Source organism: Arthrobacter sp. RT-1, assembly GCF_003367205.1.
Classification (GTDB): Bacteria; Actinomycetota; Actinomycetes; order Actinomycetales; family Micrococcaceae; genus Arthrobacter.
This window is the reverse complement of the sequence record NZ_QRGQ01000019.1, coordinates 74,545-89,194: the sequence shown is the minus strand read 5'-3', so window position 1 is coordinate 89,194 and position 14,650 is coordinate 74,545. Positions and strand designations below refer to the sequence as shown.

Annotated in this window: 10 protein-coding genes and 2 tRNA genes; 2 read left to right on the top strand and 10 right to left on the bottom strand. The window is 64.7% G+C overall.

All coding sequences use genetic code 11. The annotated features are described in order from the left end of the window. Positions 1–142 precede the first annotated feature (142 nt). From DXK94_RS15095 to bcp, 8 genes are all read right to left on the bottom strand, one after another. Positions 143–613: a MarR family winged helix-turn-helix transcriptional regulator gene (locus DXK94_RS15095; protein WP_079597719.1), complete on the bottom strand. Its 471-nt coding sequence runs from the start codon at positions 611–613 to the stop codon at positions 143–145. After that, entirely contained in the window at positions 613–1,722 is a 1,110-nt protein-coding gene (locus DXK94_RS15090; RefSeq protein WP_079597720.1) for an LLM class flavin-dependent oxidoreductase, read from the bottom strand. The genes DXK94_RS15095 and DXK94_RS15090 overlap by 1 nt, the downstream gene beginning before the upstream one ends. Before the next feature lie 114 nt (positions 1,723–1,836). Then, positions 1,837–5,067 (bottom strand): efflux RND transporter permease subunit, encoded by a 3,231-nt coding sequence (locus DXK94_RS15085; protein ID WP_115525586.1) that lies wholly within the window; start codon positions 5,065–5,067, stop codon positions 1,837–1,839. Between the two features lie 69 nt (positions 5,068–5,136). Beyond that, positions 5,137–6,639 (bottom strand): malate:quinone oxidoreductase, encoded by a 1,503-nt coding sequence (locus DXK94_RS15080; RefSeq protein ID WP_115525585.1) that lies wholly within the window; start codon positions 6,637–6,639, stop codon positions 5,137–5,139. Between the two features lie 79 nt (positions 6,640–6,718). Beyond that, positions 6,719–8,389, bottom strand: coding sequence for an ABC transporter substrate-binding protein (locus tag DXK94_RS15075; protein WP_181884845.1), 1,671 nt, complete (start codon positions 8,387–8,389; stop codon positions 6,719–6,721). 153 nt (positions 8,390–8,542) lie between these two features. Then, positions 8,543–9,217, bottom strand: a complete 675-nt coding sequence (locus DXK94_RS15070; protein ID WP_079597724.1) for a fasciclin domain-containing protein — start codon at positions 9,215–9,217, stop codon at positions 8,543–8,545. Positions 9,218–9,478: 261 nt separating this feature from the next. Further along, positions 9,479–9,563 (bottom strand) — tRNA-Leu (locus DXK94_RS15065). Positions 9,564–9,660: 97 nt separating this feature from the next. After that, entirely contained in the window at positions 9,661–10,134 is a 474-nt protein-coding gene (gene bcp, locus DXK94_RS15060) for a thioredoxin-dependent thiol peroxidase (RefSeq protein ID WP_115525584.1), read from the bottom strand. Positions 10,135–10,230: 96 nt separating this feature from the next. Between bcp and DXK94_RS15055 the strand changes: the two genes are divergently transcribed. Beyond that, entirely contained in the window at positions 10,231–10,686 is a 456-nt protein-coding gene (locus DXK94_RS15055; protein ID WP_079597727.1) for a MarR family winged helix-turn-helix transcriptional regulator, read from the top strand. Positions 10,687–10,827: 141 nt separating this feature from the next. On the opposite strand, the gene DXK94_RS15050 is transcribed toward DXK94_RS15055, so the two are convergent. Together DXK94_RS15050 and DXK94_RS21440 are read right to left on the bottom strand one after the other, a co-directional pair. Then, positions 10,828–10,903 (bottom strand) — tRNA-Lys (locus DXK94_RS15050). A 316-nt stretch (positions 10,904–11,219) separates the two neighbouring features. Continuing rightward, entirely contained in the window at positions 11,220–12,323 is a 1,104-nt protein-coding gene (locus tag DXK94_RS21440) for a hypothetical protein (RefSeq protein ID WP_181884844.1), read from the bottom strand. Between the two features lie 322 nt (positions 12,324–12,645). Between DXK94_RS21440 and ilvD the strand changes: the two genes are divergently transcribed. After that, on the top strand, positions 12,646–14,364 hold the full coding sequence (gene ilvD, locus DXK94_RS15035) for a dihydroxy-acid dehydratase (RefSeq protein WP_079597730.1): 1,719 nt from the start codon (positions 12,646–12,648) through the stop codon (positions 14,362–14,364). Positions 14,365–14,650: the final 286 nt, after the last annotated feature.

Sequence of the window (14,650 nt, the reverse complement as noted above, 5' to 3'; positions counted from 1 at the left end):
CTCAACTACAGCACCATAGGCAAACCGGCGTCCACCGTGGCAGACACCACCATGATCAACCCAAACCCATAGCCCAAGCCAGAGCTCCGGTGAGGCGAGGGCATACTTTCTCCCATCACGGAGCGACAGCGACGCGGCATCGCTAGCGGGGCGGGCGCGGGCCCAGGGAGCTCCGAAGCTTGTCGGTCAGCCTTCGGAGTTCCTTCTGCTCCGCAGCGGTGAGGGCCGGGCCCACCAGCGCGGAGATGTCCCGCACGTGCTCGCGGCCAATCTCCTTTTGGAGTTCCCGCCCCTCGTCGGTCAGTTTCAGCAGCACGCCGCGGCCGTCCTCCGGGGCCGGCATCCTGGCCACCAGCCCCCGCTTCTCCAGCCGCTCCACCAGCCGGCTCAGGCTGGACTGGCTCAACAGGACGTTGTCGTTGAGCTCGTTGAGCCGGAGCCAGCCGGACGGGCAGCGGGAGAGCGTGAACAGGACGTCGTACTCATTCACCGCGAGCTTCCGGAAGGCCGGGCCCGACTGCAGCTTCCGCATGACCGCCACCTGTGCCCGGAACAGTGACTCCCAGGTCTCTGCGGCAAGGCGGACGGGTGATTCCGATCCTCCGGCAGCCATCACGCCTCCGCGGAGGTCTTCTCGGCGTCCTGCGAGGCCAGCAGCGTGGCCACGCGGGCTGCATGGGTGGGCGGCTCAGGGACGTGCGCCGGCTTCCGGGCAGCGTACTCCTTGCGCAGGACGGGAAGGACTTCCTCGCCGAACAGATCCAGCTGCTCCAGCACGGTCTTCAGCGGAAGCCCGGCGTGGTCAATCAGGAACAGCTGCCGCTGGTAGTCCCCGAAGTACTCACGGAACGTCAGGGTCTTTTCGATGACTTCCTGGGGGCTGCCGACTGTCAGCGGTGTCTGCGATGTGAAGTCCTCCAGCGACGGTCCGTGCCCGTAGACGGGAGCGTTGTCGAAGTAGGGCCGGAATTCCTTCACGGCATCCTGGGAGTTCTTCCGCATGAAGAACTGGCCGCCCAGGCCCACGATCGCCTGGTCCGCCTTGCCGTGCCCGTAGTGCTCGTAGCGCTCACGGTAAAGGCCAATCAGCTGCTGGTAGTGCTCCTTGGGCCAGAAGATGTTGTTGGCAAAGAATCCGTCGCCGTAGTAGGCAGCCACCTCCGCGATCTGCGGGGTGCGGATGGAGCCGTGCCAGACGAAGGGGGCGACGCCGTCGAGCGGGCGCGGGGTGGAGGTGAAGTTCTGGAGCGGCGTGCGGAACTTGCCCGACCAGTTGACGGTGTCCTCGTCCCAGAGCCGGCGCAGCAGGCTGTAGTTTTCGATGGCCAGCTCCACGCCGTCCTGGATGTTCTTGCCGAACCACGGATAGACCGGGGCGGTGTTGCCGCGGCCCAGCACCAGGTCAACGCGCCCGTCCGCAAGGTGCTGGAGCATGGCGAAGTCCTCGGCAATCTTGACCGGATCATTCGTGGTGATCAGCGTGGTGGCCGTGGACAGCGTGATGCGTTCGGTCTGCGCGGCGATGTAGGCGAGGGTAGTGGTGGGGGAGGAGGAGAAGAACGGCCGGTTGTGGTGCTCACCCAGGGCATAGACATCCATGCCGATTTCTTCGACCTTTTTGGCGATGGCAACGGAGGCCTTGATGCGCTCGTTCTCGGTGGGGGTCCGGCCCGTGGTGGGGTCCGTGGTGATGTCGCTGACGCTGAAAACACCGATCTGCATGATGTGCCTTTCCGTTCATGGACTTGCTGGCTTGGTTCCAGTGTAGACCAATTTAGATGCATTTGCATCTATCGACGGATACAACGCATCCCGCACGAAAATATTCCGCTGTTTTTACTCGGTACTGCCGGGAGCCGCCCGGCGTCCGCTGACCTTCGGAACCATGCCGGTGGTCCAGTCCTGGAACTCCTCGTCCACATCGGTGGCAGCCCCGAATTCGGGACGCTCCTGAAGCTCCCGCAGCAGGGCCTTTTTCTCGCGCCGGCCCTCCACCAGCCTGTACAGGACCGGGACCAGGACCAGGGTCAGGGCGGTGGAGGAGATCAGGCCGCCGATCACCACTACCGCCAGCGGCTGCGAGATGAAGCCTCCGCCGCCGGTGAGCCCCATGGCCATGGGTGTCAGGGCAAACACGGTTGCCAGTGCGGTCATCAGGATGGGCCGGAGGCGCTGCCGGGCGCCATGGGTGATGGCGTCGGCAACGTTCATGCGCGGCTGTCCGTCCCGCGGCTGCCGGTACTGGTTGATCAGGTCGATCAGCACGATGGCATTGGTGACAACGATGCCCACCAGCATGAGCATGCCGATCAGGGACGGCAGGCCAAGCGGGACACCGGTCACCAGGAGCAACGCCACGGCTCCGGTGGCAGCGAACGGAACCGAGACCAGCAGGATCAGCGGCTGGATAAGGGACTTGAAGGTGGCCACCATAATGACGTACACAATGGCGATGGCCGCCAGCAGGGCCAGGCCAAGCTGGCTGAAGGACTCGGCCTGCTGCGTTGTCGCTCCGCCGATTTCCGCCGTAACCCCCGGCGGCAGCTGCACATCCGCGAGCCGCTTCTGGACTTCGGCGCTGACCGCCCCCAGGTTGGACCCCGACGGCGTGACGGACACCCGTGCGGTCCGCTGGCCGTTGCTGGCGGTAATGGAAACAGGGACCTCCACCTGCTCCACCGAGGCGATGCTGCCCAGGGTGACGGGGGCGCTGCCTGCCGGCAGCGGAATGTTGCGGACGGCTTCGATGCTGGTGAACCTGGTGCCCTGGCCGATTTGGACGGGGAAGTCGTCAGTGTCAATCCGTACTTCCCCTGCCGGGATGGGGCTGATGGTGGATGCCAGGACGCCGGCGACCTGCTCCTCGTTGAGGCCGGCGGCCACGGCTTTGGCCCTGTCCACCTTGACCTGCACCACCGGCTGGGTGGCGGCAAGGTTGGTTGCCACTTCACTGGTGCCGGGCACACCGTTCATCGCTTCGACCATGGTGTCGCTGGCTGCCTGCAGATCCGCCGTCGTGGCGGCTTTGAGGGTGATATCCACGGTGGAGGACGTGCCGAAGCCGCCCTGCTGCGTTCCCACGGAAACCTTGCCGGAATCCGGTACCTTGGCCAGCTCCGAACGGACGGTGTCCTGCAGCTGCACCTGGTCTGCCTTCTCGTCGGTCACCACAGTGAACGTGGAGTTTGAGGAGCCGGTGGAGATGAGGGCGGCGAAGCCGGCCTGCGCGTTGCCGGACGTCACCTGGACGTCCTTGACGCCGTCGATCCCGCGCAGGACCTCCTCAAGGCGGATCGCCGCGGCGCTGGTGTCCGCCAGGCTGGTTCCGGCCGGCAGCACCTGGCGGACCGTCAGGCTGTTCTGGCCCGAATTGCCCAGGAGGTTGGTGGCGAGTAGCGGGGTCATGGCGGCGGTGGCGCCGAGAACCAGGACTGCTGCCACCAGGGTGATGACGGGGTGCTTCTGCGTCTTACTGAGGATGGGCAGGTAGCCCCGCTGCAGCCTGCTGCGCTGTTCGGCTTCCTGGGCCTTCGCCCGCGCCTCGGCGGCAAATGACCGGGCAGCGGGGGAATCAGGCTGGAAGCTTCCGGAGGCACCGGGGGTCCGGAGGAACCAGTAGGCGAGCACCGGAACAATGGTCAGCGAGACCAGCAGGGATGCGAGCAGCGCCATGGTGACGGTCAGGGCGAAGGGCCTGAACAGCTCACCTGCCAGCTCGCCGACGAAGGCAATGGGCAGGAATACGGCAACGGTGGTCAGTGTGGAGGCCGTGATGGCGCCGGCCACTTCGCGGATGGCCGTGAGGATGGCGGTGACCTTGTCCTCGCCGTAGGTAAGGTGGCGCTTGATGTTCTCGATGACGACGATCGAGTCGTCCACCACGCGGCCAATGGCGATGGTAAGCGCACCCAAAGTGAGGATGTTGAGCGAGTAGCCGGTGGCTGAGAGCCCGATGAAGGTGATCAGCAGGGACAGCGGGATGGATACCGCGGTGACCAGGGTGGAGCGTGCGGACATCAGGAAGACCAGGATGACGGCGACGGCGAAGCCCAGCCCCAGCAGCCCCTCGGTGGTGAGGTCCTTGATGGACTTTTCAATGAAGGGTGCCTGGTCGAAGACCGGAGTGAACTTCGCGTTGGAGCCGAGCTCTGCCTCCAGTTCGTCCAGGGTGTCCCGCACTGCATGCGAAATGCCCACCGTGTCACCCTCGGGTTTCTTGGTGACGGACACGGCCAGGGTTTCGGTCCCGTTAGTGCGGGTGATGGACGTCCGCTCGTCGTCCTGGAGGGACACGTCCGCCACCGAGCCGATGGTGGCCGCATTCTTCGCTCCGGATAACGGAAGGGCCTTGATGGCGTCGAGCGAATCGACGGGACTGCCGATCTGCAGCGAGAGCGTCTTGCCCTGTTCCTCCAGCGTTCCGGCCGGCAGCAGCGCGCCGTTGTTTGCCAGCGCATCCCGGATGGACGTAATGGACGCCCCGGCAGACGCCATTGCGTCGCTCCGGGGGAGGATCTCGATGTGCTGGGAGGCGCCGCCTGTGACATCAGCGCCCCGGACGCCGTCGATCTTCTGCAGCCGGGGCACGCTCAGCCGCTGGAGGTCCGCATTCAGTTCACTGAGGGTCTTGTCCGAAGACACCGCGAGGAACACGATGGGGAAGTCGCTGATGCTGCCCGCAATGGCCTGCGGCTGGACGTCCTCCGGCAGGGACCGCTTGGCATTGGAGATGGCCCGGTCGATCTGGTTCCGTGCCCGGTCCAGGTTGGAACCGTAGGTGAAGACCATCGTGATCTGCGAAACCCCGGTGCGCGACGTGGAGGAGGTGGATTCCAGCCCCTCCACGCCGTTCAGTGCAGTCTCCAGCGGCCCGCTGACCTGCTTGTCCACCACCTCCGGAGAGGCCCCCGGCATGGCAGTCAGCACCGTGATCTGGGGGAACTCAATGGAGGGAATGAGCTCCTGCTTCAGCGACGACATGGTGATCACGCCGAAAACGGAAGCGAAAACAGTGATCAGTGCGATCAGCGCCCGGTTCGCCAGTGAAAGGTGTGCCAGCCGGAACATCGCATGAACTCCTGTGGGGTTGACTAACTGGTGCGGACCCGATGGTGCCGGCCGCCGACCCCGGCAGGGTCAGCGGCTGGCGGAAACGCCCTCCAGCTGGAGGGACTTGGCGGTTGCCTGCTCCAGCTCGACGGCGAGGTCCGGATTTTCATCCAGCTTCACCCCGTAGCCGGGCATCATGTCCTTCAGCTTCGACTGCCAGCCCTTGAAGTTCTTGGGGAACGTCTTCTGCAGCAGTTCGATCATGATGGGAACAGCGGTTGATGCTCCGGGGGAGGCGCCAAGAAGCGCACCGATGGAGCCGTCACGGCCGGCGATCACTTCAGTCCCGAACTGCAGGATGCCGCCCTTTTGCGGGTCTTTCTTGATGATCTGTACACGCTGGCCGGCGGTGATCAGTTCCCAGTCGCCGTCCTTGGCCTCCGGGTAGTACTCACGCAGCGCCTCGACCTTGTCCCCGTGGCGCTTCGCCACTTCCTTGATCAGGTACGCGGTGAGGTCCATGTTGTCCTTGGCCACGGCCAGCATGGGGATGATGTTGCCGGGGCGGATGGAGAGCGGCAGGTCCAGGTAGGAGCCGTTCTTCAGGAAGTTGGTGGAGAACCCGGCGTAGGGGCCGAACAGCAGCGACCGCTTGCCGTTGACGTACCGCGTGTCCAGGTGCGGGACGGACATGGGGGGAGCACCCACCGACGCCTGGCCGTAGACCTTGGCACTGTGCTGGGCGGCGATGGTTTCGTCGGTGCAGCGGAAGAACTGGCCGGAAACGGGGAAGCCGCCATAGCCCTTGCTCTCCGGGATGCCGGAGGCCTGCAGCAGGTGGAGGGCCCCGCCGCCGGCGCCGACGAAGACGAACTTGGCGTGGATCTTGCCGTGTTCGCCGGACTTCGGGTACTTCAGGGAGAGGTCCCAGCCGCCGCCGGACGCCCGGGAAATTCCGGTCACGTCGTGGCCGTAATTGATTTCGACGCCGTTGTTCCCGAGGTAGGTGGTCAGCTCCCGGGTGAGTGCCCCGAAGTCGACGTCGGTCCCTTCGACGGCGCGCGTGGCGGCAATGCGCTGCTTCGGGTCGCGTCCCTTGACGATGAGCGGCGCCCATTTGGCGATCTGGGCGTGGTCCTCGGAGTACTCCATGCTCCGGAACAGGGTGTGGGGCTTCAGCGCCTCATACCGCGTCTTCAGGAACCGGGTGTGGTCCTCACCGAGCACGAAGCTCATGTGCGGCACCGTGTTAATGAAGCCCTTGGGCGAGCCGATCAGGTTCCGGTCCACCAGGTGGGACCAGAACTGCCGGGAGAGCTGGAACTGCTCATTGATGAGCAGGGCTTTGGCGGGGTTCACTGAGCCGTCTTTGGCTGCAGGGGAATAGTTGAGTTCGCAGAGGGCAGCGTGGCCGGTTCCGGCGTTGTTCCAGGGGTCGGAGCTTTCCAGTCCGGGCTGGTCCAGCCGCTCGAACAGGGAAATAGTCCAGTTCGGCTCCAGCTGCTTGAGAAATGCCCCCAGCGTGGCGCTCATGATGCCGCCGCCAATCAGGACGACGTCGGCATGTGGGGTCTTGGAAATGAAGGTCACGATCAGTCTCCGATTGCAGCGGCTCTGGCTGTCACAGAATATCCCCGGGCAGCCGACATACTGAAATTGGACCAGTCCGTCAAGGCTTTAGTTGCACCTTCGTGAAAACTTCATTTAAGACCGGCGATGCGGGATAGCTCACCACGCGGTCGGAGAGGGCCAGGGCCGAGATGGGAAAGGCGATGGGAACCGCCGGCACGGTGGCTGCGATCTGGGCATTGATGGTGTGGTACTGCTCATCGCGTTCCTCGCCTTCCGGCAGGCCGCGTGCCCGGTTGATCTTGGAAAAGACCTGCGGGTCCTGGTAGCCGAACTCACCGTTCTTTTCACCGAAGAGGGGGCCCACGAAGTTGTCGGCGTCGGAATAGGAGCCGTTCCAGCCAAGCAGGTGCAGCGCGTGGTCGCCGGGTGACTGGACCTTTTGGAGGTAGCCGTCCGACCAGTCCACGGGGACAGGCTGGATGTTGAACCCCACAGCCGTTAGTTGCCGGCTGATCTCGGCATAGACCTTCTCCGGAGTGGGCAGGTACGGCCGGGTGACGTTCAACGGATAGTAGAACTTCAGTTCCTCGCCCGCGTAGCCGCCTTCCTTGAGGTACTCCCTGGCCTTGGCCGGATCGTGGCCCAGCTCGGGGGCATCGTTGTTGAAGCCGCTGATCTTGGGAGGGACGAACTGGGTCGCCCTGGCGGTGTTGTCGATGAAGAACCTGCGGATCAGGGTGTCCTTGTCGATTGCCATTTCGATTGCCTGCCGGACCTTCTGGTTCTGCAGCACCGGGATGTCCTGGTTGATGCCCACGTACATGACCGAGAACGGATCGCGCTGGACAATCTGCTTGCCGCGTTTGACCAGTTGGTCAAAGTTCCCCACCGTGACGGCGTCATACCCGTCGATCTTGCCGTCGAGCAGGGCCTGGAGCCTGGTCTGGGGGTGGTTGTATGCCATGAAGTTGATGGTGGCGATCTGTCCCCGGTCGCCCCAGTAGGTGTTGTTGGTCACCAGGGTGACGCTCTGCTCGTCCCATGACGCGAAGCTGAACGGGCCTGTGCCCACAGGGCGGGTGGCGAAGGCGGAGACTGGCCGCCCGCCGCGGCTTTGGTCAAGGACGTCCGCGGTGCCGGACGCCAGGGCCGCGGGAGACGCCATGGCAAAGGCCGGCAGCGTCAGGGCCTGGAGGAACGCCGTGAAGCGCTGGGTGAGGTCGATCCGCACAGTGTCTGCAGAGAGTGCGGTGCAGCTCTTGAAAATAGACAGGTCGGGCTCGTCCGAGTGGGCTTTGAACACTCCCTTGAAGGAACTGCCGGGTGCCTGCCGGCGCAGGTCTGCCGGGAAGGCGAACCAGCGGTTGAAGTTGGCGCAGACAGCGTCGGCGTTGAACGGCGTGCCGTCCTGGAAGGTGACGTCGGTGCGGAGCGTGAAAGTGTAGGAGCGGCCCTCGTTGGACTCGCTCCATTCAGTAGCAAGGAGGGGTGTCGGCTTGCCGGTGGTCTGGTCCACGCCCACCAGGCCTTCAAGGATCTGGCGGGTGATGCGCTGGGATTCCACGTCGCTGGAGAGGGCGGGGTCCAGTCCCAGGGGCTGTGCGGCGGTGCCGAAGTTGAAGGTGGCGGTGGGCTCGGCAGGGGTTGTGGCGCTGGGTGATTCCGACGACGGTGAGGGGGACGGTACTGCCGTGCACGAGGTTGCCCCCAACGCCAGGAGGACGGTGCCGGCCTTAAGGACCGCCCGCCGCGATGTACTGCTGGGCACTCGTTTATCACCTCTGGATCTTGCCGGCTCCGCCGCTTGCGGGCCGCGGGACCCAGTCTAGTTGACCGGGTCCAGGCTCCCGGGGAGGCCGGTCAGCACTGAAGCCGTACCCGCTTGTGCGGGCACGGCTTCAAAGGCGCGGGTTGCCGGGGGCTACTTGGGCATCAGCACCGAATCGATCAGGTAGACCGTGGCGTTCTTGGTCTGGACACCGCCGCAGATGACGCTTGCATCGTCAACCTTGAGTGCGTCGCCGCTGCCCGTAACCGTCACCGAACCACCCTGGACGGTTGCGTGCGTGCCGGCGATCTTGTCAGGAGTGATCTGGCCCGGAACAACGTGGTAGGTCAGGATCTTGCTCAGCAGGGCATCATCGGTCTTCAGGGTTTCGATGGTGGCTGCATCGATCTTGGCGAAGGCCTCATCCACCGGGGCGAAGACGGTGAACTCGCCGCCGTTGAGCGTGTCCACCAGGTCCACCTTGGGGTTCAGCTTGCCGGATACAGCGGCGGTGAGGGTGGTCAGGATCGGGTTGTTGGAGGCGGCAACTGCCACCGGGTCAAGGGCCATGCCCTCAACGGAACCGGCTCCCGTGGGGACCTGCTCGGCGTAGCCAGCGCAGCCGGGGCCCACCAGGTTGGCGGCCGGGTCCATGGCCGCGGCCGAGGAACTGGCCGACGGGGACGGGGCCATGCTGGAAGGTGCGGGGGACTCGGCCGGTGCCGAGGAGCTTGACGAGCCGGCGGATCCGCCACACGCGGTCAGGCTCAGCAGAGCTGCAGCTGCAACGCCTGCGACGGTGAAAGTTGTGCGCTTGATTGTCTGCATGTGAGTTCTCCTTGGATTATGGCGTTATGCCTGCCGCGGACTGGTGTTCACGGCATTGTTCTTGTCTGGCTGGCGGGCACCTGCCCTTGGCTGGTGTCTCACTGGGTATTCGGCCGGTGCGCAGATACGGATGGGTGGAATCCAAGGAGTTTTTCGGAGGATTACGAATCAGGCCTTTTTCGGGGAACAGTTCCAGGGTTGCCCCGCAGGGCATAAACACAAAAATCCCCCGGTAGTGAACCGGGGGATTCTTGTATTTCTTGGTGCGCAAGGGGGGACTTGAACCCCCACGCCCGAAGGCACAGGAACCTAAATCCTGCGTGTCTGCCAATTTCACCACTCGCGCCAGGCGTCCTGCCGGCGTCACACAAAAGGTACGACGGCGGATGCCAGTCTTTATTGTAGCGTTGCCCCGGCACGACCGGAGCAGGCAACGCTGCCGGTCAGGCGTCCAGCTTCAAGTCCCTGCGCAGCTTGGCGACATGGCCGGTAGCGCGGACGTTGTACTGGGCAAGCGCCACCTTGCCCTCCGGATCCACCACGATGGTTGACCGGATCAGGCCCTGGTAGGTCTTGCCGTAGTTCTTCTTCTCACCCCAGGCGCCATAGGCGTCCGCTACAGCATGGTCCTGGTCCGAGAGCAGGGGAAAGCTCAGTTCCTCACTGGCAGCAAACTTGGCCAGCTTTTCGACGGGGTCCGGCGAGATTCCCAGGACGTCGTACCCCGCGGACTGCAGTGAAGCGAGGCTGTCACGGAAGTCGCAGGCTTCCTTGGTGCAGCCAGGAGTGGAAGCGGCCGGGTAGAAGTAGACGATTGTATGGCGGCCTTCACCGGGGGACAGGGAAACGTCCTTGCCGGTTGAATCCTTCAATGTGAAACCGGGCGCTTCATCACCGGTAACGAGTCTGTCGGCCAATGTTTTTCTCCTTGTAGCAGGCGGGTCACAACAGCCTAGTAAGGGGGAGGAACCAGTGCTAATCGGCACTTGGCTATACTTGCTGCTATGCCTGATATGGATCACTGGCCCACGGGGCGCCTCTTGTCCACTGCTGCGCGCCTCGTCGAACACTCCTGGAACGAAAAACTTGGTGCCATCGGCCTGACCCACGCCGGGGTCATTGCCATCGAGGTGCTGAACGCGCAGGGCCCAATGACCCAGGCCCAGCTTGCCCAATATGTGCGCGTGCAGGCCCAGACAATGGGCAAGACCCTGAGCCGGCTGGAGTCCCACGGGCATATCGCCCGTGTGCGCAGCACGTCTGACCGCAGGAGCCACGTGGTGTCCCTGACCGAACGGGGCAAGGAGGCGGTCGCTGCCGCAGTGGAGATGGAGCGTTCCGTCCTGGCTTCGGCGTCCATTGATCCCGAAGTCCTTCGCCAGGAGCTCCAGGCAGTGGTCAGGGAGCTCGCAAGCCAGTTCGCCACCACGCCCGGCAACGCCGCCGCGCTCGTGGAAAATTCACCCTGACTACACTTCGCCGCCGGCCGGCGGGGCGTGACCGCAGTATGCAAACTGTGGTCACGCCTTTTTTGTTGTGCCGTTAGTTGGGGACACAAACAAAACAGCCCCCGGCTTGCGTTTCCGCAAAGCCGGAGGCTGTTTTCCCAGTGGTGCACCCCCCGGGACTTGAACCCGGAACCCATTGATTAAGAGTCAATTGCTCTGCCAATTGAGCTAGAGGTGCATCTTTTTGTTTCAATCATTCGGGGCTTTTCTTTCCCCGTTGATCTCCGCAACGACATGAAACTCTACACGAACTTTTGGTGCATGTGAAATCGGCCGGCCGTGCGGGTGGATGATCATCCCGGCAGCGGCAAAATCCGCGCAAAATCAAGGGTGTGGTTGCCTGCGGGAAGCCGGAAACCTCCTTCAGGAGTCAAGATCCCGGCCCTGATCCACCCCTGCGCACGTGTGAAATGGGCCACAGGATTTACTGCTTCCTCCCCGCGTGGGGAGGAAGCAGGGTTAGGTTCGTCCTTGAGGCCGGGCCGGACCTGCTCCTAGAGGCGCCTGCGCCGTGGGGCACGGAAGCCTGCCGCCTCCGCGTGGGCGGCCGACTCAAACCAGACATCAGCCCTGGCTTGTTCATAGTCCGGGTGCCCCTCCTCGTAATAGACCATGGCGCCGGCATCGGCCTTGACGCCGTAATCTGCCGGCCCGCTGCCATCGGCACGCGCGGCGGCAGAGCCTGCCCCGTACGGTTCGTCGGCCGCCAGGTGGCCGGCAGCCTCCGGCGAGTGACCATGCGGGGATGCCTCTTGTTCCGGCAGATGGTCCGCTCCGGTCTCCACGAGGGCAGAGGACTGAGTGCGGTCCTGCATTTCGGCTGCGGCGGCACCGGCCGGGATGGTGCCGCCGGAAACGCCCGCAGCCTCTGGCCGGTCTGCTGAACGTCCGACGGCGGAGGCTGCCGCGCCGTCGTCGTCCGCTTCTTCCACGGCAGCGGACTCGGCGCCGGGAAGCGTGGCGGCGTGCGGTTCGGTGTACTCGGCGTGATGGACCGGTGCTGCTTCCGGGTGCGTCCCCGTCTTCTCTGCGACCGGCTGCTTTGGCGGGGTTGGATTGGTCCGGGCGGAGGGAGCGCCGCTGGCTTCGGACCACTGGGTTTCCCATTCGGCCTGGTCCTGGCGTCGGCGGTCGTCGCCGGGTCCCGCAGTCGCCGCACCAGCACCAGCACCCGCATCCGCGGTCGCTGCGCCGGCTCCCGCAGTTGCCGCACCAGCACCCGCATCCGCGGTCGCTGCGCCGGCTCCAGCCGTGCCGGCGGGGGAGGCTGCGGAAGAACCTGAACCTGTGCGTTCAGGACGTGGTGCATCCACCGAGGCCGATGTTTCTGTCGGCTCGTCCGCAGTGACGGGCGCGGCGGGCTCGGCCGGCCGGCCAAAGCCCGCGGCTGTGGGAATTCCCGTGGTGCCCGCGGCCTCGGCCGACGCCGCGGCGCTGCCGCCGGAAAGAGCACCATCAGTGCGGGTTCCCCGGTCGCTGCGGGCCACGTCGGCCTGGCCGGCGTCACCTCGGGCAGCGGGTGATTTCTTGGCGTTCAGCCTCCACCAGACAACACCCACCAGTACAGCGAGCAGAATGATCAAGAAGACAGCTTCCATGGCAAGCCCTTCGGTCGGTCGGCAAGGTCCCTTGCCCCGACGCTACGTCGGGTCCACATCGCTGTCCAGCACTTTGACCGGCCCGGATGTTCCTCCGGGCGTCCCGCCGACGGCAACGTCCCGGGCAGCGAACCACGGCGGGATCCCGGGGCTGGAAAGCGGGCGTCCCGGTGACCTGCGCCACAGCAACTGGTCGGCCCGGCGGTCGGCATCTCATTATGCGAGATGACAGTCCACTATCTAATTGAAATAATCCTGATTTTGCGCTTAACCGGAGCTTCGCGGTCGTTGCTGCCACGCGTGGAGCCATAGACTTTCACCTATGAGTGACACCCAAATCGCAACCGAGAACAAGCCTGACATCAAACCCCGGAGCCGGGTCGTTACCGACGGAATCCACGCCGCACCGGCACGTGGCATGTTCCGGGCGGTCGGCATGGGGGATGACGACTTCGCAAAGCCCCAGGTGGGTGTCGCCAGCTCATGGAACGAAATCACCCCCTGCAACCTTTCGCTGAACCGGCTTGCACAGGGCGCCAAGGAAGGCGTCCACGCCGGCGGCGGTTTCCCCATGCAGTTCGGCACTATCTCCGTCTCGGACGGCATCTCCATGGGCCATGAGGGCATGCACTTCTCACTGGTCTCCCGCGAAGTCATCGCAGACTCCGTGGAGACCGTCATGCAGGCCGAGCGCATCGACGGTTCGGTGTTGCTGGCAGGCTGTGACAAGTCCCTGCCCGGCATGCTCATGGCCGCCGCCCGCCTGGACCTGTCCAGCGTCTTCCTTTACGCCGGCTCCATCATGCCCGGCTGGGTCAAGCTTGAGGACGGCTCCGAAAAGGAAGTCACCCTCATTGACGCCTTCGAGGCCGTCGGGGCCTGCGCCGCAGGCAAGATGAGCATGGAAGACCTGACCCGCATCGAAAAGGCCATCTGCCCGGGTGAAGGCGCCTGCGGCGGGATGTACACGGCCAACACCATGGCCTGCATCGGCGAGGCTCTCGGCATGTCCCTGCCGGGCTCCGCCGCCCCGCCCTCGGCAGACCGCCGTCGTGATGAATTCGCCCGCAAGTCCGGCGAGGCCGTGGTTAACCTGCTCCGCCTGGGCATCACCGCCCGGGACATCATGACCAAGAAGGCGTTCGAGAACGCCATCGCCGTCACCATGGCCTTCGGCGGCTCCACCAACGCCGTCCTGCACCTGCTGGCCATTGCCCGCGAAGCAGAGGTGGAGCTGACCCTCGATGACTTCAACCGCATCGGCGACAAGATTCCGCACCTGGGCGACCTGAAGCCGTTCGGCCGCTACGTGATGACCGACGTGGACAAGATCGGCGGCGTGCCGGTGATCATGAAGGCACTGCTCGACGCCGGCCTGCTGCATGGTGACTGCCTCACCGTCACGGGCAAGACCGTGGCGGAGAACCTCGACGCCATCAACCCGCCGGACGTTGACGGCAAGATCCTGCGCGCGCTGGACAACCCGATCCACAAGACCGGCGGCATCACCATCCTGCACGGCACCATGGCCCCCGAAGGCGCAGTGGTGAAGAGCGCAGGCTTCGACGCCGACGTCTTCGAAGGCACCGCCCGCGTCTTCGAGCGCGAACAGGGTGCCCTGGACGCGCTGGACAACGGCCGGATCCACGCCGGCGATGTTGTGGTGATCCGCTACGAAGGACCCAAGGGCGGGCCGGGCATGCGTGAGATGCTTGCCATCACCGGCGCCATCAAGGGTGCGGGCCTCGGCAAGGACGTCCTGCTCCTCACCGACGGCCGGTTCTCCGGCGGCACCACGGGCCTCTGCATCGGCCACGTCGCGCCCGAAGCGGTGGACGGTGGCCCCATCGCGTTCGTCAAGGACGGCGACCGCATCCGCGTGGACATCGCAGCGCGCAGCTTCGACCTGCTGGTGGACGAGGCTGAACTCGAAGCCCGCAAGGTGGGCTGGGAGCCGCTGCCGGCCAGGTATACCAAGGGTGTGCTCGCCAAGTACGCCAAGCTGGTGCACAGCGCCAGTACAGGCGCATATTGCGGCTGATGCCTGAGTACCCCATGCCTCCGGCGGCGACACGACTGCCGGAGGCGGTAGGGCTTAATAAGGGCTGATCCCGGGGCCCCGGGGGACGGCGCTTGCGCCGGAGGTTCGGGGTAGGATCAGCACGTGGACAATGATGTCCACATGGTGAGATCGGGTAGCGGCTCGTTGACACGTATCTCGCCAGAGGGAAAACTGAACGCATGACTTTCGTTACCGCCGGCACCGTCGTCGTCCTTACCAAGCGCGTGGCACATTAGCCTCCTCCGGTAACGAACCGTCACGCGCA